Origin of the sequence: Winslowiella toletana (genome assembly GCF_017875465.1) — a bacterium.
GTDB classification, from domain to species: domain Bacteria; phylum Pseudomonadota; class Gammaproteobacteria; order Enterobacterales; family Enterobacteriaceae; genus Erwinia; species Erwinia toletana.
In genome coordinates, this window is the sequence record NZ_JAGGMQ010000001.1 from 342867 (window position 1) to 361788 (window position 18922).

Sequence of the window (18922 nt, forward strand, 5' to 3'; positions counted from 1 at the left end):
TTTTCTCCGCGCCATCGAATGTGGGCTTAAGCAAAAAAAACCCGGCCTTAGCCGGGTTCGTCTTTTAACTTTAGAACAATTACTGCAGCAGAGACAGTACGTTCTGAGTAGTCTGGTTGGCTTTGGACAGTACTGAGGTACCAGCCTGCTGCAGAATCTGCGCACGAGACATGTTAGAAACTTCAGTAGAGTAGTCAGCATCCTGGATACGTGACTGAGACGCAGACAGGTTGGTCACAGTGGTGTTCAGGTTGTTGATGGTAGATTCAAAACGGTTCTGAATCGCACCCAGGTCGCTACGTGCGCTGTCAACGTTTTTGATGCGAGCATCAAGAGCAGACAGGTCACCACCAGTTACGGAGAATGATGAACCCAGAGTAGAAGCCTGGAAGCCTGAACCTGACAGAGCGATAGAGATAACGTTCGCACCAGATGCATCATCTGCACCAACCTGAATTTTCACGCTGCCAGTGCTGTTGAAGATTGAGGTGCCGTTGAACTTGCTTGCTTCACCGATACGGGTGATTTCAGACAGACGTGCATCAACTTCAGCCTGGATGGAGGTGATGTCGTCAGCGCTGTTGGTGCCGTTTTTCGCCTGAACAGTCAGCTCACGGATACGCTGTAAGTTGGTGTTGATTTCGTTCAGTGAACCTTCAGCAGTCTGCGACAGAGAGATACCATCGTTGGCGTTACGTGCTGCCTGAGTCAGACCTTTGATGTTTGAGCTCATGCGGTTAGAAATTGCCTGACCTGCTGCGTCGTCTTTAGCGCTGTTGATACGCAGACCAGAAGACAGGCGCTCGATGGCGGTGCTCAGAGAAGCCTGTGATTTGTTCAGGTTGTTCTGAGTAGTCAGGGACATGATGTTAGTATTGATAACGGCCATGGTAGTATCCTTTAAATTCAGTTGGGTTTAGGTATGAGCCTTACAGCTCACGGCGTCTCTCACCGTCAACCAAATTATCGGAAGCCTGATTCTGATCTTTAGAAAAAAATGAAATTAATTATTAAATCACTGAATGTTAAGTGTTTTTATTTAAAATATTTAAACCACTGGCTATTCAATGCATGACTACATTAGCAGATTGATAGCAAATCAGGGAAAGAGAACCGTAATTTTACCGCCAGATTTATCTGTTAATTCTTAATCTCAGTGTGGATATCATGCCCACTATTTTACGTTGCGCTCCAATATGACAACCGCGAAGAAAACCCCTTAGGCTGCAGATACATTATTTCCCCTTCTGATCCGGCCTTCCGCCACGCAAAATGTCGCCTCTTCAGGCCTGCCAGTTAATATTTTAAGACTATCAGTCAACCCCATCAATTTTCCTGAATGGCAAAAATAGCGGTATTGAGACGTTTTTATCTACCGATTGCTCACAGATAACCCCGATAAACTGGTATGTGAGAACACATTTAGGAACTCAACCATGAGCAATGACAAGCGGATTAGCTCCGTTGCCGTTGATATAGATTACCAGTCAACACAGCGTTTCTTCGAAGCGCGCGGTAACGCTGAATACGACAACCCGCTAAGCGCCACGATGTATCAGGATCAAAACCCTGACTTAGTGAGCCAGCGAGACAGCACTGAGAAAAAGCTCCTGCTGGAGCATCTTGCGCAAAATATGCCAAGCCGTGTCTTAGAACTAGGCTGTGGCATTGGGCGCTGGAGTTGGTTTTTTGCGGCGCAAGAGAAAAAAATCACTTATTTAGGCATCGACTTTTCATCTTCACTGATTGAACAGGCCAAAAAGCTGGCGAAGGAAAATGTTGCTCATGAATCGCATTTCCAGGTGATGTCTGTCACTGAGATGAACGATGAGTCGCTGCTGCTCACTCCGCCCTTCGATTTGATTATCATTTCGGGCCTGATGCTCTATCTGAATGATGTCGACTGTCAATCTGTGTTGCGAAATGCAGCCCGGCTCTGCACGCCAGGTGGCAGCATTTATATTCGTGAGCCTCTGGCTGTCAGCGATCGCCTGACATTAAAAGAGTTTTACTCAGAAGAACTTAAAGATAACTACTCAGCTATTTATCGTTCAACCAATGAAATGGACGAAATGATTATCAACATCATGCCTGCTGAGAACTATACGCGCTTGCCCTGGCAGTCTCCTTTTGGCGAAGCACTCGCTAACCGAAAAGAAACCCATCAATTGTTTACCTTAATTAGCCGCAGAGGTAATGCATGACAACTGCATACTGCTTTGACCTGGACGGCACGCTTACCCGTCAGGAACTGCTTCCGCTGATTGCATCATCAGTCGGGTTAGATGATGAGATTTCAGTTTTGACTGAAGCTACCATTGCGGGTCTACTGCCGTTCGAAAAGTCTTTTAAATTGCGCGTGCGGCTATTAAAAGACGCCAATCTGGGGTGGATCCATGATGCGCTGGAAACACGCGTAGAGTTTCAGTCAGCCATTCTTAACTTTATTCAACAGCATCCTGGTCAATGTTTTGTTATCACCGGTAACCTTGATCTGTGGGTCAAACCGCTGTTAAACAAACTTGGCATCCAGAGTTTTACCTCTATTGCCGAACTGAATCAGGGTGGCCAGCTTTGTGGCGTTAAACATATTCTCAATAAATCGGACGCGATCCGCACGCTTCGTCAGCATTTTGACCACATCGTGGCGGTAGGCGAAGGGATGAATGATGTTCCGATGTTTGAAGAAGCTGACTGGCGCATCGCATTTGGCGCTACGCATGAACCCAATAAAGTTTTATGCAAGTTAAGTGACTTTATCGTGTATGACGGGAGCGCATTATGTCGTCTGTTAAACATGTTGTAATTAGTGCCGCGGGCATTGGCTCTCGTCTTGGTCTGAACCGCGCCAAATGTATGGTCGAAGTTGCCGGGAAAACCCTGCTTCATTATCACCTTGAGCGTTTGCAACAGATTGAAAACGTGTGGATTGTAGTGGGGTTCCAGGAAGAAGACGTTATTCAGGAGGCAAAGCGTCTGCGTCCCGACTGTATCATTGTTCGTAATCCTGATTATATGAAAACCAATACGCTACAAAGTATCTGGCGTGTTGCTCGTCATTTATCTGAGCGTTTCCTGATCATTGATGCGGATACCGTGGTTGAAGACGAGAGTTTTGCACGTTTTGTTTCCGCGGGTGAACAGGAACATGTTTTGATCGGCGTGTCCTCTTATACCACCAGTGATGGCGTAAGAGTATGTGTTAACCCGCAAGGCAGTGCAGTGACAAATTTTACGCGCGAAACTGAATATCCACTTGAATGGACTGGAATCGCGATCATCACCCCTGAAATGGTTGTTGATGAGCCAATATTCGTCTACGAGTCACTGACATCTTTTTTACCGATGTCGCTGTTTAATATAAATGCATTTGATATCGATACCATTCAGGACCTGGATATGGCGAAAGATATTACGACTAATGGTTGGGGAAGATCATGATAGTCAGCGAAAAAAAAATCAACGACGCCAATAGTGGCAATGAGAAATGCGCAATGGGCATGAAGAAATTTGATTTTTCATTACTCTCGGTCGAAAAAAATAACTACATAGAGTTCGATGGTGGCTACGGCGATCTCGCTCTGGACGCTGCCGCCTGCTTTAATCAGGTCGTCGTTTTAGATAGTCGCCTCCCCAGCATCAATCACATATCGTCGCAAGCCAGCCACTCCAGTCTGGATAATATTACATTACATAATCAAGCCATCCTTGATTACGAAACCGAGCAGAAATATGACTGCGTGGTCTTCTCTGATGGCCTCAGAGGCTTTAGCGACGATACTGTCAGGTTGCGCGTACTGCTTCGCGCCACCACCTTTATGAATGACAATGCCCTTCTCATCTTAGCGGGCAGAGATGATGAACTTGAAACCTGGCAATCATTTGCTGGCCTGATGGGATTTCAGTACGAAGGTTGCCAACTGATTTCCCCGGCGGAAAACGCAGCAATTTTTCGATTAACGCGACCAAAAGCTTTCGATGGCGTCAACCACACTCTTAAAGTTGCCTGTCACGGCAGTATGCCGTTTCACTTCCGCTCACTGAAACCCCTCGCTGCGATGTTTAGCGACAGTATTGTCACGCTATCCATTGATGAGATCATGGCTTATAAGCCCGATGTGATTGCCGTTGCTGATGGCTGGGGCGCTGAATATTGGCGAGATTACTGCGACACCTATAATGTTCAGTTAATTGGTATGCGCCATGGTTCTGTAACACGCTATGGTTTTGCAGAAAGCCAGTACAATTATGCCGATTACCTCTGTGGCAGCCCATGGGATATTGAAGACACGCTGCAATCCAGTGTATTACCGCGTAAAGGTTTTCTGATAACCGGCAACTCCTGGGTCGATCAGGTTTTCCAGATTGGCAAAAAAGAGGTCGACCATAACAATCTCACCATTCTTTTTGCGCCTACCTACAACCCTGAAATCAGCGCAGCCGTATTCTTTGGCGAGCGCGTGGTTGATTTGATTCGTAGCGTTTATCCGCATGCGCGGATAATCATTAAGCCACATCCGGCGATCGTTCAGCATGAACACACCTTTGTTATTGATAAAGCCATTTTCGCCAATCTGATGAGTAAATGGCGGGAACAGTGCCAGCAAGATCCATTAGTTGAACTCGTCGATAATCCGGAAGCAAGTATTGCTGACAGCTTTGCCCGGGCTGATATTCTGCTTGCTGACGCATCGTCTTTAATTTATGAATTTATGACGCTTGACCGACCTGTTATTCTCTATTCAGCCGAGAAAAGGGTTTCGCATTGGGAATACAACCCGAACGCACCGGGCAATGCATGGCGTGATATTGGTCTTGAATTCAATGATGACGAAACGTTTATCAGTCATCTGCGTAATGTTTTTCAACATCATAAACAGTACTGCAGTAAAGCTCAGGCGAACCGAACCGCGTTTTTACATGGTATCTTCCAGGATGGTCGCTCCACTAACCGGGTCGCGACGACAATCATCGACCATCCCCCTCTCGATGTGGTTATTTACGGGGAAAACACCGCCTCTTCTGACAAAACGCTACTGGCTGCGCAGATTGACAACTGGCTGGCCTTTTCGCGTATCACCGTTATTAGCGATGACAGCAAAGGCGACAATATTTATAAGTCCCTCAATGACTGGCAACAAACGCTGGAAGAAAAACCTTACCGTCATCATGCTGTACTGTTTATTGACGCCGATAAAGGTCTGATTCCAACCAGCGCTCATCAAATAACGCGTGGGTTGCAGGAGCTTGCCCGCGGCAATTTCAAACGCCTGGTTATGCGTTCAGCAGATCAGCCCGCGCTGGTTTTAATGTCTGCGCACGATGCCGTAACATTTGATCCACTCAAGCTCAATGCGGCTGATAGCCATGAATCCAGATGGCGTGACGATAAGTTTAATGCAACACCGTTAGACGGCCTGGTCCGTAAACCAGGACAGCCCTGGTTTAAAGTCAGCGACGATGCGCATTTGTTACTGACTCCGGCCATTATCGGCACGACGCCGAAAGAGACGTCTCTGAAGTTAAATATCACCGCTATTCCGCCAGAGGGATATGATCAATTTCCCTTCTCGATTAAGGTAGTCGTTAACGGTAATATCGTTAAAGAAGAACTGATCGAAAGCACGCATGAGCGTGTGCTGGACATTCCCTTTATCGCTAATCAAGAGGGACTGTGTGATGTCAGAATCATCAGCAGCGCTAGCGTCCGAACGCCAAATGACTTTATCGATAACATCGCGTTTTTCATGCAGTCAGCTCAACTGTCACTGCTTGAGCCGGTCGTACACTCTTCAGGCATGAACGAATGGCTGGCGGCTCGTACGCCGTCTGCAGCACAGATACGATTTATTGATGAGCATGAACAGCTTCATCCTCAGTTAACCAGTCTTAACTGCTTAATTCTGGTAAATAACTTGCAGGATAATCTTCATTCAACGTTGAACAATCTGGCGAAGCTGAATCAGCAGATGGGTTCGCTAACGCTGAAACCGGTCATATTTAATTTGACTGGCGAAACGCTGCCTGCGGTTGCAGATCATAATATTTATACAGTAGACAAAACGGAACTGGCTGCGTCGATTAATCAGTGGGTGCTGGGAAATGAGCATGACTGGTTTGTTTTGCTCAATGCGGGTGAAAGATTAACGCGTAACGGCACGCTGGTTGCCAGGTTACAATTACCCATGGCTCAGGCTTGCGCTGCTGTCTACAGTGACGCCGTTCTTGCCGAGGGCGACGAGATTAATAGTCTGGCGTTCTTGCCTGATTTTAACCTCGACCTGCTATTAAGCATGCCTGGCATCATGGCGCAGAACTGGCTGTTCAATCGCAATACGTTTATTGAACTCGGCGGTTTTTCGCAAGAATGGCCCGATGCAATGCAATTTGAATACATAACACGCATTATTGAGCAAAAAGGCATTGCGGTTATCGGTCATCTGGATGAGCCGTTTGTTGTGCGCCTTCCTTATACGTTGAACCATTGCGAACAGCAAAAAATGATTCTGGAGAAACATCTCTATAATCGTGGCTATGAAAATGCAACAGTCAATGCCCAGTACCCTGGTGTATGGCGACTGAAATACAATGTACCGTCCGAACCTCTGGTGTCGATTATCATACCAACCAAGGATCAACTACCGGTACTTATTACCTGCATTATTACGCTGTTGGAAAAAACCACCTATTCGAATTATGAAATTCTGATTGTAGATAATAATAGCGAATCAGATGAGACCAAACAGTGGCTGGAAAATATTGCGCAAGTTGACCCGGATCGTCTGCGAGTGCTCCCCTATCCGTTGCCGTTTAACTACTCAGCCATCAACAATATGGCGGTAAGAGAGGCGCGCGGTGAATACCTTGTTCTGCTCAACAACGACACCGCGATTATTCAGCCAGACTGGCTGGAAAACATGCTTAACCATGCGCAGCGCCCGGAGGTGGGGATTGTCGGTGCAAAACTACTCTACCCTGATGGAAGTATTCAGCATGCCGGCGTGGTGCTTGGTTTACGTGGCCCGGCTGACCATCCGTTTATCGGCAGATCGGGTGACGAAACAGGGTATCTTAACCGCCTTATCGCCGACCAGAACTACACCGCCGTAACCGCTGCCTGCATGATGGTGCGCAAAGAGGTTTACGAGGCAGCTGGCGGCCTTGATGAAGAACAGTTCCGTGTTTCCTATAACGACGTTGATTTTTGTCTCAAAGTCCGCGAACTTGGTTTTATGACGGTATGGACGCCTTATGCCATGTTGATGCATGAAGGCAACCTCAGCCAGAATAAAGTTGACACCGCCACCGCTGAGGCGAAACGCAAACGCTTTGAGGATGAACAGGATGAGATGTATCGTAAATGGTTACCCCTTATCGCGAAGGATCCCTCTTATAACAGTAACCTGACCTTGAGTGGCGAAGGTTTTGCACTGTCAGATGACAGCAAACACACCTGGCGGCCGGTTTACTGGGATCCGGTTCCCACTGTGATGGCGCATATGGCCGATTTGGCCGGTAGCGGCCACTACCGGATCATTCATCCCTTTGAGGCGATGGAAAATGCGGGTCTGGTGCAGGGTACATTATCAGCACAGTTGATGAGTATTCCGCAGTTTGCTCAGTTCAAAACTGACAGCATTGTGTTTCAGCGCTTAATGACGCCAGAGGATCAACAGTGGCTGGCGCGTATTAGTAAGTTTTCGCATGCCTTTAAAGTGATGGAGTTAGATGATTACCTGCCAGCCCTGGCGCAGCAGCGTGGTGGGCAAAGCAATATATCGGTGGAAATGCTGAGCTCAATCCAAAAAAGTCTGAGTATGGTTGACCGTTTTGTTGTTGCCACTCCGATGTTAGCTGAACGCTTTGCCAACGCGCATACAGATATACGGATTGCTGAAACCCGGCTCCCGGTCGGAGAATGGGGACATTTGGCCCCTCTGCGGGCTCAGGGCAGAAAACCTCGCATTGGCTGGGCCGGTGGCGTCAATGATATGCTTGATCTGGAGATTATTAGTGATGTTGTCCGCGCGTTAGCCGATAAAGTTGAATGGGTATTCGTAGGGATGTGCCCTGCCCATTTACGCCCTTATGTCTATGAATTCCACGTAGATATGAATGTGCATAATTATCCGGCTAAACTGGCATCGTTAAATCTGGACCTCGCGCTGATTCCGCTTGCAGACAACCTGTTTAATCGCTGCAAAAGTCATGTGCAGTTGCTCGAATTCGGCGCCTGTGGTTATCCGGTTATTGCCAGCGATCTGGAGTGTTATCGCAATAATCTGCCAGTGACGCTGGTGCGCAATCGATCTCAGGCGTGGAAAGAGGCGATCGAAACACACCTGAGCGACCGGGAAGCCTCATGGCGTAGCGGCGATGCTTTACGTGAAGCCGTACTCAGAGACTGGATGCTAACCGGCGAACCACTTAAAAAATGGGCAAAAATCTGGCTGCCTGATTAGCAGGATAGCCCCCGGCCCGCTCAGCGATGATCGGGCCGGGAAATGCGTTTTCCCGGCAACTGGGGTTGGCACGCATTTCTGACCACTGCAAAGCATCACGATGGTTGCTGTGTTTATGCTTACAGGTAACTGACATCCGCGTTTTTTTTGCCGCGAACGCTATCCCGCTAATTACCTATAAACAAGTACGTTATTCCGCCCATCATTTTTCGCCAGCAGATCTAAACTTTTCCCCATTAAGGCCGATATGCCTCTCGTACATCCGTTTAACCTGAGGATTAATTATGGCGACTGTAAGTAGTCTTGGTGTAGGGACCAGCCTCGATCTGGATACGCTCTACACCTCTTTAGAAACAGCTGAAAAAACCAAATTAACTGCGATCACCACGCAGCAGTCCAGCTATACATCGAAACTGACTGCTTACGGCAAGCTCTCAAGCTCACTGACATCATTGCAGACCGCGGTCGCTGCGTTAACCAAAGCCAGCGCGTTTACCGCGACTTCGGTAACCAGCAGCAACACGGCATTTACCGCGACGACTGACGCCACCGCCAGTACCGGCGATTACAGTGTCTATGTTCAGCAGATCGCCAAAGCGCAGTCACTGATTTCTGGTTCTTTCAGCAGCAAAAGTACCCAGCTAGGTGAAACCACCACCGACGGCACCCGTACGCTGTCGATTAGCCAGGGCAGCGGCGATCCGCTGACTATTACGCTGAAAGACAGCCAGACCACGCTGAGTGGCATTGTCAGTGCGATTAACAGCAGCGCGGGTAATGTCAGCGCATCTATCATTACCGCCAGCAACGGCGACTACCGCCTGCTGCTGAGTTCGAAAACCAGCGGTACCGATGGCGATATTACCCTTTCGGTTAGCGGTGATGACACACTGCAAGGTCTGATTGGCTATGACTCAACCGCAACCGGCACGCAAAATATGTCGGTACAGACCGCTTCCCAGAACGCCAAGCTGACGGTCAACGGCGTGGCGATGGAACGCAGCAGCAATACCATCACCGACGCGTTAACTGGCGTCACGCTGAACCTGAAATCCGCCAGCAGCAGTACCGATGGCGAAACCCTGACCGTCGGCGCATCAACTGATACCACGTTGACGGCGATTAAAGCGTTTGTGACAGCCTATAACTCGCTGCAGTCAACCATCGCCTCAGCCACAAAATATACCGCAGTATCCTCTGGTGAAGACCAGTCGAGCACCAATGGCGCCCTGCTGGGTGATAACGTGGTGCGTACGGTGCAGACCCGTCTGGCCAGTATGCTGACCACGGTACAGAGCGGCGGCTCTTACTCTATTCTGGCGCAGATGGGTATCACCATTGATCCCACCACCCAGAGCGATGGTTCTACCGGTGCGTTAACCATTGACGAGACTAAGCTGACCACTGCCCTGACCAACAATCCACAGGCAGTCAGCAGCTTCTTTATCGGCGACGGCTCGACCACCGGCTTTGCCACCACCATGAATACCAAGCTGACCGATATGCTCAGCACCACGGTGGGCAAAGAGGGCATCATTAAAAATGCCCAGGATGGTATTCAGACCACCATCGATGATTTAAGCGATCGTTACGATGCAATGGAAGCCAGTATCGAAGCGACCATGGCGCGTTATAAGACTCAGTTTACCAATTTAAGTACGTTGATTAACTCATTGACTAACACGTCGACCTACCTGACGAGTCAGTTCGAGAGTAGTTCTTCTTCAAGCTAAGGATTGAAAAGGTTGTTACATGTATAAAAATTCGGGGGCGCAGCTCTACCAGAAAGTGGAGCTGGAAAGTGGCGTCATGGAAGCAAGCCAGAGTCAGCTACTGATTATGTTGTTTGACGGGGCGCTCAGCTCGCTGGTGCGCGCCCGTCTGTTTATGCAGGATGGTCAGATTGATGGCAAGGGAAACGCGATTTCTAAAGCCATCAATATTATTCAGAATGGCCTGCAGGTGGGACTGATTAATGAGGCGGGTGATGAGCTCGCCGATAACCTGCTCGCTTTATACGATTACATGGTGCGTCGTCTGCTCCACGCTAATTTGCGCAACGATATTTCCGCCATCGAAGAAGTTGAAGAACTGCTGCGTGGCATTGCCGATGCCTGGAAAGAGGCATCAACTTTTCCGAGCCCCGTTCAGGACGTTTCATAATGAGTCATTTGCCACACGTGTTTGAAACCTATCAGCATTTACTGAGTCTTAGCCAGAATATGCTTCGTCTGGCGAATGATGGCGAATGGGATGCGCTGATCGCGACAGAAGTTGACTATGTTAGCGCAGTGGAAAAACTGGCGGTTGTGACGCAGAACAATCTGATGTCTGATCGCACGCTGCAACAAATTCGTCCGGTGTTGCGCCATCTGATCGACAACGAAACCGAAGTAAAAAGATTGCTGCAACAGCGGCAGGATGAGTTAAGCCGCCTGATCGCCGGCTCGACGACGCAGAGAAATGTGCTGCATGCCTACGGAAATTTATCCGGGCAGTTACTGATGCCGCACGACAACAATTAATTCCCCTCATTTCCTGAACCCAGGCCGGTTGTCAGTTCACTGACAACCGGCTTTCTTTTTATCCGCCTTGCACCATACTTCATTCTCCCTGCGGTGGAAAATGGAACAAAATGATGCGCAATCCCACGCTGTTGCAGTTCTTTCACTGGTATTACCCGGACGGCGGCAAACTGTGGCCCGAAGCGGCCGAACGCGCAGCATGGCTGGCGGAAATCGGCTTTACCACCGTCTGGCTGCCGCCCGCCTCAAAAGGTGATGCTGGCGGCTATTCGGTAGGCTACGACAGCTATGATCTGTTCGATCTCGGCGAATTTGACGCCAAAGGCAGCCGCGCCACCAAATATGGTGACAAACAACAGCTGCTGGCGGCGGTTGAAGCACTGAAATCCCACAACCTTGGCGTACTGCTGGATGTGGTGCTGAATCATAAAATGGGCGCCGATGAAAAAGAGGCGGTGCAGGTTAACCGGGTCAATCCGGATAATCGCGAAGAGATCGATGCCGAAGTGGTGACGGCGGAAGCCTGGACGCGCTTTACCTTTCCGGTACGTAACGGCCAGTACTCAAAATTTATCTGGGATTATAAATGCTTCAGCGGCGTCGATCATATCGAAAACCCCGATGAAAACGGCGTGTTTAAGATTGTGAATGACTACACCGGCGACGGCTGGAACGATCAGGTTGATGACGAACTGGGCAACTTCGACTACCTGATGGGCGCCAATATCGATTTCCGCAACCGCGCGGTAACCGAAGAGCTGAAATACTGGGCGCGCTGGGTGATGAATGAAGTCCACTGCACCGGTTTTCGCCTCGATGCGGTTAAACATATTCCCGCCTGGTTTTACAAACAGTGGATCGACCACATTCAGGAAGTGGCCGAACAGCCGATGTTTATTGTGGCGGAATACTGGTCTCATGAAGTGGATAAACTGCAGCAGTATATTCATCAGGTGGAAGGCAAAACCATGCTGTTTGATGCGCCACTGCAGATGAACTTCCATATCGCATCGAAGCAAGGGGCCGAATACGATCTCAGCCAGATCTTTAACGACACGCTGGTCGCCGCCGATGCCTTTCACGCGGTGACAATTGTCGCCAACCACGACACCCAACCATTGCAGTCGCTGGAAGCGCCGGTCGAGCCCTGGTTTAAACCCCTCGCCTATGCCCTGATTCTGTTGCGCGAACAGGGTGTACCGACGGTGTTTTATCCGGACCTGTTTGGCGCCAGCTACAGTGATAAGGGCAGCGATGGCGAAGATCACACCATTGAGATGCCAGTGATTGCGGAACTTGAAGCGTTGATCCGCGCACGTCAGCTGTTTGCTCATGGCGTGCAGACCGATTACTTTGACCATCCGAACTGCATCGCCTTCAGTCGCAGCGGCACCGAACAGCAGCCCGGCTGTGTGGTGGTGATATCTAACAGCGAGGAAGGCGCGAAAAGTGTCGCGCTGGGCGAGCATCGCGCTGGCTCACAGTGGTATGACTGGCTTGGCCATCGCGAGCAGATCATTACCTGCGATCAGCAGGGGAACGGGCAGTTTTACTGCAACGCAGGCAGTGTCAGCGTCTGGGTCATGCAGCAGGATTAACACCGCTGGCCCGGAGAATGCTCTCCGGGCGCAATAACGCTGTCGTTAAGGTGTGGTTTTCTTCACTTTCATCAGCGCCGGTTCAATATTTTGCAATACTGTCGCATCAGGCTGACTCTGCAATGCATCCAGCGCCTGCTGGCACTCAGCCGTCGGGTGATTCATTTTCTGCATTTCCAGTTTGTCATACCGCAGCGTCGTGCCTTTTCTCTCCAGCGGCATCACACGCAACGCCCGGTTAACGTTGACATATTCACCACTGCGTACCGTCAGTTTGCCCGGTTTGGCAATCACCCGCTGCCACTGGCGACAATCCAGCGTATCTCCCTCAGGAGTAATAATCAGACTGGCCACCGCCTCATCGCTGATTAACCCAGACTGAGGGGTGACCGTTTGCCAGATCCCCTGCAAATCGGCCGGAGCGGGCGTCTTAACCGCCTGATCATAACTGGTAATTTGCGTACAACCGCTTAGTGCTAACGCACAAAGTGCAATCCACTTCTTCATTTTAATTCCCTGTCTTCGATGCGTACGCCGGTACGGTATAATCTTTCCGGTAATTTCTGCAAGAAACATTCGCCAAATTTCCAACCGGCCGGGCCGCCGGGGGAGCATCTGCGGTTTATCAAGTGTAAACTATGCCGATTGAGTCAAAAGGATAATCAGTATGAAAACCCCTGAAGAGTATTACACCCTCGCCCGCGCCATGTTCTTGCAGGCGCATCCCGATTTTAACGCCGCGATGGAAAAAATCACGCCCCAGGACGCGCAGTCGATGGGGGTGTCGCTGGAAAAACTGAAAGAGATTCAGGCCGATCGTATCTATGCCGCCTTTCTGCGGGCAAAAAAACAGGATGCGATGCTGTTCTCTATCCAGCTGGCTGAACCTGACAAAGAAGTCGCGGCGCAGGCGATTGAAAAATATCTGCGGTCGCATGCCAAAGCACTCGGTATGACCTGGGAAGCGTTCTGCATTAAAAACGAGTTATAACCACGCCCTCACCCAGAGGAACTGACTGTTAAGCGTTAAATAAAAATACTTTATCGTTTCAACAAGCTTTGCTTAATTAAAGTTGTACAATATCGCAAATTTTGTATAGATTAAATGCGCGACTCAGGTCGTGCTGTAACCTTATAACGAATCGTGCGCTTGCACGGCCTCTGGAAGTGTCACTGGATTTCCACCTCCAGAGGTTAATTTTTCGCCCCTCCCCCCTGAAGCAACATTTATAAACAACTGATACCGCGGTCTTTGCCGCTGATGGTCTACCCTTAATGGTGTCACGTAATGACGACTCAACAGATTATTAAGGAGAAACTATGTTTGACCAGGCTAAAGACAAAGTTGATGAAGCTATCGGTGCAGGTCAGGAGCAGTTTGGCAAAGCGACGCGTTCACCAGAACACGAAGTGAAAGGCGCGGTGCGCAAGCAGCTGGCGCGTGGCAGCTATGCTGTGGATGATCTGGTTGATTCGGTAAAACAGCAAACCAAAAGTTCACCGCTCGGCGCGCTGGCCATTGCTGCGGGCATCGGATTTGTGCTGGGAAAAGTGATTGGCCGTAAATAAATCGCTATTGAGCTCGCTGCGGCGAGCTCAACACGCGCTGACAGGTTTATGCTTCAGATTTCTCATCAACATGACGCGTCACCGCCAGCAGGCGATTGACATGGGTCAGCAGCAGATCGACATCGGACTGTAAAAATGACGCCGGAGATTCCGTCGCCATCTGCACAGCATTCTGAATATTCTGTGAGATATTATTCGAACCCTCTTTACCTGCAGTCAGCAGCAGCGCCGCAATCAGCAGAGACTGCGCTTCAACCTGAGCCGTCAGCTCTTTGTTATCCACGTCCATCTTCGCCAGCTTCATTAAAATATCGATAACCAGTTGCTTCATAGGTATTCCCCTGTGTATTAACCATAAACCCCGACCTGGATCAGGTGGCGCTCATCGCCTTAATCCGTGAATAGCCATAACTGAAGGTCTGATCACCAGGACAAACCAGTACTAACACATCACCGGATTGCGCCTCGCCGAGCATTTCATCAAGTTCGCTATCAAACTCTTTACTCAGATTGGGTAACGCCATAAACATTTCACCGGGATAATCATCGTTATCATCGGGCGGCATATCTTCAATCCGCGCGCCTTTAACCACATAAATAAGCAGTTGCTTACCCTCATGCAGCACTTCTGCCCTCAGGTGTTTACCCGTTGGATGCTTAGCCATACTCACTCCAAATCTGTTATGTCCCCCCACGCGAACGCTAAAGGCTACCACTGTCTCACCGGTTTCAGAAAGACTGTTGCACGCAGGAATGATAATTATTGCGACAATCGCCGTGAAAATCACCAGTTGAATGCGGATAGCCATTGATACTGTATTATTATCCAGTATTATTGGCGAGCAAAATGATCACCCAGGGATCCCTAACCAGAGAGGTTTACAGTAATGTTCGTCGAGTTGATTTACGATAAGCGCAATGTGGCAGGGCTGAATAACGCCAATGAAATGATTCGGGAAGAGCTGGAAAAGCGTATTCACCGCGCATTTCCGCAGGCGCTGGTGAAAGTAAAGCCGATGCAGCGTAATGCCATCGACACTGACGCCAGCAAAAGTGATAAGGCGATTATGGCGCGTATTATTGAAGAGATGTTTGAAGAAGCAGATATGTGGCTGGTTGCGGATATGTAAGCGGATTACGCCTGAGATTAATGCGGGCGTTAGCATGCTGTCCGGCGGAGATAAAACGAGCTATTGCCCGGCCGCGGGCGTAAACTGAGCTACCTGTGACGAGTGAGATAACCACCATGATAAATCTCGACAGTTTACTTTTCTTTCGCTCCGGCACCCGGCAGATAAAATGCCCCGCCTGCGCGCATTCTCATAAGCAACTCGCGGCGAAAGTCAGCAAAAATCAGACGCTGATTTGTCCACATTGCGGCCACTATTTCACGGCTGCAGCGCGCAATAGCGAAAAAACGCCTTAATAAAACCACGAAAATAATATTGTCAGCCGCAATATTATTTTTTTGTCTGCATTTTTCCTCTTTGTAACAGCCTGTCAGTGACACTGTTACTGAAATTCAGACGCAAAAAAACCCGCACAAGGCGGGCTTTTTATTACAGGCTGTAGACACTGCTCCGGCCGGGGCCATCATCGCTATCGTCATTAAGCTTGTGACGTTATTGCTTAGCGTGCAACAACGTTGGTCGCTGAAGGACCTTTAGCGCCGTTCTCAACAGAGAACTCTACGCTCTGACCTTCGTCGAGGGTCTTGAAGTTATCACCCTGGATTGCAGAGAAATGTACGAATACATCTTTGCTGCCATCGGTAGGAGAGATAAAGCCGAAACCTTTCTCAGCGTTAAACCATTTTACTAAACCAGTCATTTTGTTAGACATAATACTTTCCTCTGAATTTCAAAGCCCGTAAACAGGCGGACAGGATTGCTTTGCAGATAATACTTATGAGCAAGGTAATAAGAAGATTCAGGAAAAGAGATATCTGAGATAACGCTCGAACTGAGAACTGCTTTAATAAAACCGCTTGGCATAAATAGGTCTGTACCACAAACCGATGCGCTATTTACACATGGAACACTTTTTTAAGCAAGCACTATCATCGATTTATTTTTAACAGCCGTAACCTGGCTGCAACAATTCCTGACGGTTAACCGGCAAAAAAAAGACCCGCAATATGCGGGCCCCGGCAGTTATCAGGCTTCATTTTCGATGCGATTCGCTTCGATTTCGAGATCCTGCACGGTTTTTTCCAGAGTTTCGAGCACGGCGCCCTGCTGAGTAAGCAGATCGTTTATCGCCGCAGCGAATTCCTGATTTTTGTATTCGCCGGCATCAAACGCCAGCCAGTGTGCTGACAGCGTTTCGGTATTGGACTGTGCATAGTGACGCATCTCTTTCAACTGCGAAGTCACATCACGTAAATAATCGGTCTGCGTTTTCGGGGTTTCATTATCACTCATGCTGTTCCCTTTCTGGTTAATTAGCGTAAAGAAATCACACTACACAGTTAAATGTAGTGCAAAATTGCCAGTTAACCTTAGGAATAATCGGAAGATGCATTTGCCGCATCGTTTAGCGCCAAAAAAAGCCGCCTGACAGTGCAGGCAGCCTTAACAGAACAGGGGGGTGACCTTTCTCCGGCGCTTATCTCCGGCGCTCACATCGCTGTGGCGTTAGCTCTGCGAAAGGTACAATGCAGAGTAGCAGCTTCTTTCTTAACAGCAGTTATACCATTTGAAGATCATCAGGATTAACGAGAGGCTTCATCCATTACCCGATGCAGCACCGCAGACAGCTCATTAATCTCAAACTTCGCCACATAACCATTGGCACCCACTTTACGCACATGGTCTTCGTTAGCGCTGCCTGACAGCGACGAGTGGATCACCACCGGCAGCTGTCTTAATACCGTATCGGTTTTAATATTGCGCGTCAGGGTAAAACCATCCATCTCCGGCATTTCCAGATCGGTCAGCACCAGCGAGATCTTATCGCTAATTGGCCGCCCTTCCGACTGCGCCTCTTTTGCCAGCAGTTTGATTTTATTCCAGGCTTCCAGTCCGGTGTTATGCAACTCCGCCGGAATACCCATAATCTTCAGCCCCTGTTCCAGCATGTTGCGCGCCACTTTGGAATCTTCCGCCACAATTGCGACGGCGCCAGGCGTAAACTTAAAGAATTTTTCCTGAATCTGCTCCGCCGGCACATCGCGCACGGAAGGAATGATGTCATGCAGAATCTGCTCAACATCCAGCACCAGCGCCATATTATTGCCGTTGCCCTGCTCTTCATCATCAAGCAACGCAATGCTGGTGACATTACGGCTGCTGACGCTGGCGTCGGCCGGATGCACCTGGCTCCAGTTCAGACGGACAATATTATCCACGGACTCCACGGCGAAGGCCTGAGTGCTGCGTGCGTACTCGGTCACTAACAGCAGGTTCAGACCGGTCGTCGGTTCACAACCTACCACTGCCGGCATATCAATCACCGGGATCAGCTGACCACGAATGTTGGCCATGCCCAGCAGTGGCGATTTCATCCCCGCGGCGCGGGTAATTGGCGGCATGGGGACAATTTCACGCAGCTTAAAGACGTTAAGACCAAACAGCTCCGATTTCTCTTCCTGATTCGCTTTTCCCAGACGGAATAATAAAAGTTCGAATTTATTTGATAATGTCAGATTCGCCCTTTCATCGATCTCTTTCTGAAAGTTATCCATCGTTAACCTCTAAGCAATTATTTATTAATGTAAACTTACATGTGATATCGATGATGAGCTAAAGCAGTAAAGCCTGCGCCTTCTCACGAGCATGCGTGCTGTTGTAATCACTGTTAAAGGTTATCGGCAGTGGTGAGAAAAAATAGAGGCCTGAAAGCGGAGAATAAGGATTAATTTTGCAAAACAGTACGAGGAAGTTTGACGGGCTCAGAACAGCAGTTTAGCAAGCGCCACGGTCAGACCGGCGGTACCAATAATAATCGAGGCGATCCATTTGGTCTGCTTGTTTATCTCTTCATGCAGATCGGCTCTGGTGCAGTAGTTAGCTTTGATTATCGCAATATCCATTTCAAGCTGTGTAATTCTTTGCTCCATAGTCTCTTCTCCTTGATGTTACAGGGTTGTGCCCCATCCTCGTATTGTTAACGTTGATTTTATCACCAGCAAAACCACCGGTGAATCACTTTTTTTGTCAAGGTTACCAAAGATATGTCAGGTGAAAGGATGGAGGACACACAGCAGAAAAAAGAGCAGAGCCGGGGGCACAGATATCTCGCCCCCACAGGGTTAGCTGATGTCCACTAGACCTGCATATTCATAATGTCCTGATACGCCGACACAAGCTTATTGCGCACCTGGATGCCCATCTGCATGGAAATTGATGATTTTTGCAGATCGACCATCACATCATTCAGCGCCACACCGGGTTTACCCAGTTCGAAGTCCTGAGCCTGCGTGCGCGCCGCATTCTGCGTTTCACTGATTTTACCTAATGCCGCTTTCAGCTCACCGGCGAAATCGGCATGCGTGGTGCTGTCACTGCTTTGATTGCTGGCCTGCAACATCGTTGTCTGCAACTGCTGAACAACACTCTCAATGCCCTGAATTGCCATCTTTTTACCCCGGTATAGATGATGGTGATTTTTTGATGTCTGCAAACTTATCACAGTGTCAATAAGACAAAGCCTCTAAATAGCAGCAAAAAACACAGCTTATTCACCCATCGAATTTTACGATTCAGAAAATAATGGCAATCCATTGAGGTGGAACTTTATTTATTGCAAGCCGCATCAGGGAGTCAGT

General features: G+C 48.9%; 21 protein-coding genes. 12 read left to right on the top strand and 9 right to left on the bottom strand.

Annotated features, from left to right (window positions below; genetic code table 11):
* Window positions 1–79 precede the first annotated feature (79 nt).
* Window positions 80–889: a flagellin N-terminal helical domain-containing protein gene (locus J2125_RS01645; protein WP_017800043.1), complete on the bottom strand. Its 810-nt coding sequence runs from the start codon at window positions 887–889 to the stop codon at window positions 80–82.
* A 547-nt stretch (window positions 890–1436) separates the two neighbouring features.
* Here J2125_RS01645 and J2125_RS01650 point away from each other — a divergent pair.
* From J2125_RS01650 to amyA, 8 genes are all read left to right on the top strand, one after another.
* Window positions 1437–2204, top strand: coding sequence for a class I SAM-dependent methyltransferase (locus J2125_RS01650; protein ID WP_017800044.1), 768 nt, complete (start codon window positions 1437–1439; stop codon window positions 2202–2204).
* Window positions 2201–2806, top strand: coding sequence for an HAD-IB family phosphatase (locus J2125_RS01655; protein ID WP_017800045.1), 606 nt, complete (start codon window positions 2201–2203; stop codon window positions 2804–2806). Before J2125_RS01650 ends, J2125_RS01655 begins: the two co-directional genes overlap by 4 nt.
* Entirely contained in the window at window positions 2782–3441 is a 660-nt protein-coding gene (locus tag J2125_RS01660; protein ID WP_017800046.1) for a phosphocholine cytidylyltransferase family protein, read from the top strand. The genes J2125_RS01655 and J2125_RS01660 overlap by 25 nt, the downstream gene beginning before the upstream one ends.
* Window positions 3438–8462, top strand: coding sequence for a glycosyltransferase (locus tag J2125_RS01665; RefSeq protein ID WP_017800047.1), 5025 nt, complete (start codon window positions 3438–3440; stop codon window positions 8460–8462). Before J2125_RS01660 ends, J2125_RS01665 begins: the two co-directional genes overlap by 4 nt.
* Before the next feature lie 284 nt (window positions 8463–8746).
* Entirely contained in the window at window positions 8747–10195 is a 1449-nt protein-coding gene (gene fliD / locus J2125_RS01670) for a flagellar filament capping protein FliD (protein WP_017800048.1), read from the top strand.
* 19 nt (window positions 10196–10214) lie between these two features.
* Window positions 10215–10625 carry a flagellar export chaperone FliS gene (fliS, locus tag J2125_RS01675; RefSeq protein ID WP_017800049.1) on the top strand — a complete coding sequence of 137 codons (411 nt, stop codon included), beginning with the start codon at window positions 10215–10217 and terminating at the stop codon, window positions 10623–10625.
* Complete coding sequence (gene fliT, locus J2125_RS01680; RefSeq protein ID WP_017800050.1) at window positions 10625–10987, top strand: flagella biosynthesis regulatory protein FliT; 363 nt, start codon at window positions 10625–10627, stop codon at window positions 10985–10987. Before fliS ends, fliT begins: the two co-directional genes overlap by 1 nt.
* 113 nt (window positions 10988–11100) lie before the next feature.
* On the top strand, window positions 11101–12585 hold the full coding sequence (gene amyA, locus J2125_RS01685) for an alpha-amylase (protein WP_017800051.1): 1485 nt from the start codon (window positions 11101–11103) through the stop codon (window positions 12583–12585).
* 45 nt (window positions 12586–12630) lie between these two features.
* Here amyA and yedD read toward each other — a convergent pair whose 3' ends face one another.
* On the bottom strand, window positions 12631–13092 hold the full coding sequence (yedD, locus tag J2125_RS01690) for a lipoprotein YedD (RefSeq protein ID WP_017800052.1): 462 nt from the start codon (window positions 13090–13092) through the stop codon (window positions 12631–12633).
* Window positions 13093–13252: 160 nt separating this feature from the next.
* Here yedD and J2125_RS01695 point away from each other — a divergent pair, with 160 nt between their 5' ends.
* The gene (locus J2125_RS01695; protein WP_017800053.1) at window positions 13253–13576 is read left to right on the top strand and encodes a DUF6388 family protein; all 324 of its coding nucleotides are present in this window, start codon (window positions 13253–13255) and stop codon (window positions 13574–13576) included.
* Window positions 13577–13905: 329 nt separating this feature from the next.
* Window positions 13906–14154 (top strand): hypothetical protein, encoded by a 249-nt coding sequence (locus J2125_RS01700; RefSeq protein WP_017800054.1) that lies wholly within the window; start codon window positions 13906–13908, stop codon window positions 14152–14154.
* Between the two features lie 46 nt (window positions 14155–14200).
* Here J2125_RS01700 and iraP read toward each other — a convergent pair whose 3' ends face one another.
* Window positions 14201–14485 carry an anti-adapter protein IraP gene (gene iraP, locus J2125_RS01705; RefSeq protein WP_017800055.1) on the bottom strand — a complete coding sequence of 95 codons (285 nt, stop codon included), beginning with the start codon at window positions 14483–14485 and terminating at the stop codon, window positions 14201–14203.
* A gap of 40 nt (window positions 14486–14525) precedes the next feature.
* Window positions 14526–14819, bottom strand: a complete 294-nt coding sequence (locus J2125_RS01710) for a hypothetical protein (protein ID WP_026111560.1) — start codon at window positions 14817–14819, stop codon at window positions 14526–14528.
* 222 nt (window positions 14820–15041) lie between these two features.
* Here J2125_RS01710 and J2125_RS01715 point away from each other — a divergent pair, with 222 nt between their 5' ends.
* Both J2125_RS01715 and J2125_RS24895 read left to right on the top strand, forming a co-directional pair.
* The gene (locus J2125_RS01715; RefSeq protein ID WP_017800057.1) at window positions 15042–15284 is read left to right on the top strand and encodes a DinI-like family protein; all 243 of its coding nucleotides are present in this window, start codon (window positions 15042–15044) and stop codon (window positions 15282–15284) included.
* Between the two features lie 116 nt (window positions 15285–15400).
* Entirely contained in the window at window positions 15401–15580 is a 180-nt protein-coding gene (locus J2125_RS24895) for a YnfU family zinc-binding protein (protein WP_071590496.1), read from the top strand.
* 203 nt (window positions 15581–15783) lie between these two features.
* Here J2125_RS24895 and cspE read toward each other — a convergent pair whose 3' ends face one another.
* The 5 genes from cspE to fliE all read right to left on the bottom strand — a co-directional run bounded on the left by cspE (window position 15784) and on the right by fliE (window position 18732).
* Window positions 15784–15996, bottom strand: a complete 213-nt coding sequence (cspE, locus tag J2125_RS01725; RefSeq protein ID WP_017800059.1) for a transcription antiterminator/RNA stability regulator CspE — start codon at window positions 15994–15996, stop codon at window positions 15784–15786.
* A gap of 314 nt (window positions 15997–16310) precedes the next feature.
* Entirely contained in the window at window positions 16311–16577 is a 267-nt protein-coding gene (locus J2125_RS01730; protein WP_017800060.1) for a hypothetical protein, read from the bottom strand.
* Between the two features lie 290 nt (window positions 16578–16867).
* Window positions 16868–17839, bottom strand: coding sequence for a chemotaxis protein (locus J2125_RS01735; protein ID WP_017800061.1), 972 nt, complete (start codon window positions 17837–17839; stop codon window positions 16868–16870).
* 207 nt (window positions 17840–18046) lie between these two features.
* Window positions 18047–18214, bottom strand: coding sequence for a hypothetical protein (locus tag J2125_RS01740; RefSeq protein WP_017800062.1), 168 nt, complete (start codon window positions 18212–18214; stop codon window positions 18047–18049).
* A 206-nt stretch (window positions 18215–18420) separates the two neighbouring features.
* Window positions 18421–18732, bottom strand: a complete 312-nt coding sequence (gene fliE / locus J2125_RS01745) for a flagellar hook-basal body complex protein FliE (RefSeq protein WP_017800063.1) — start codon at window positions 18730–18732, stop codon at window positions 18421–18423.
* Window positions 18733–18922 lie beyond the last annotated feature (190 nt).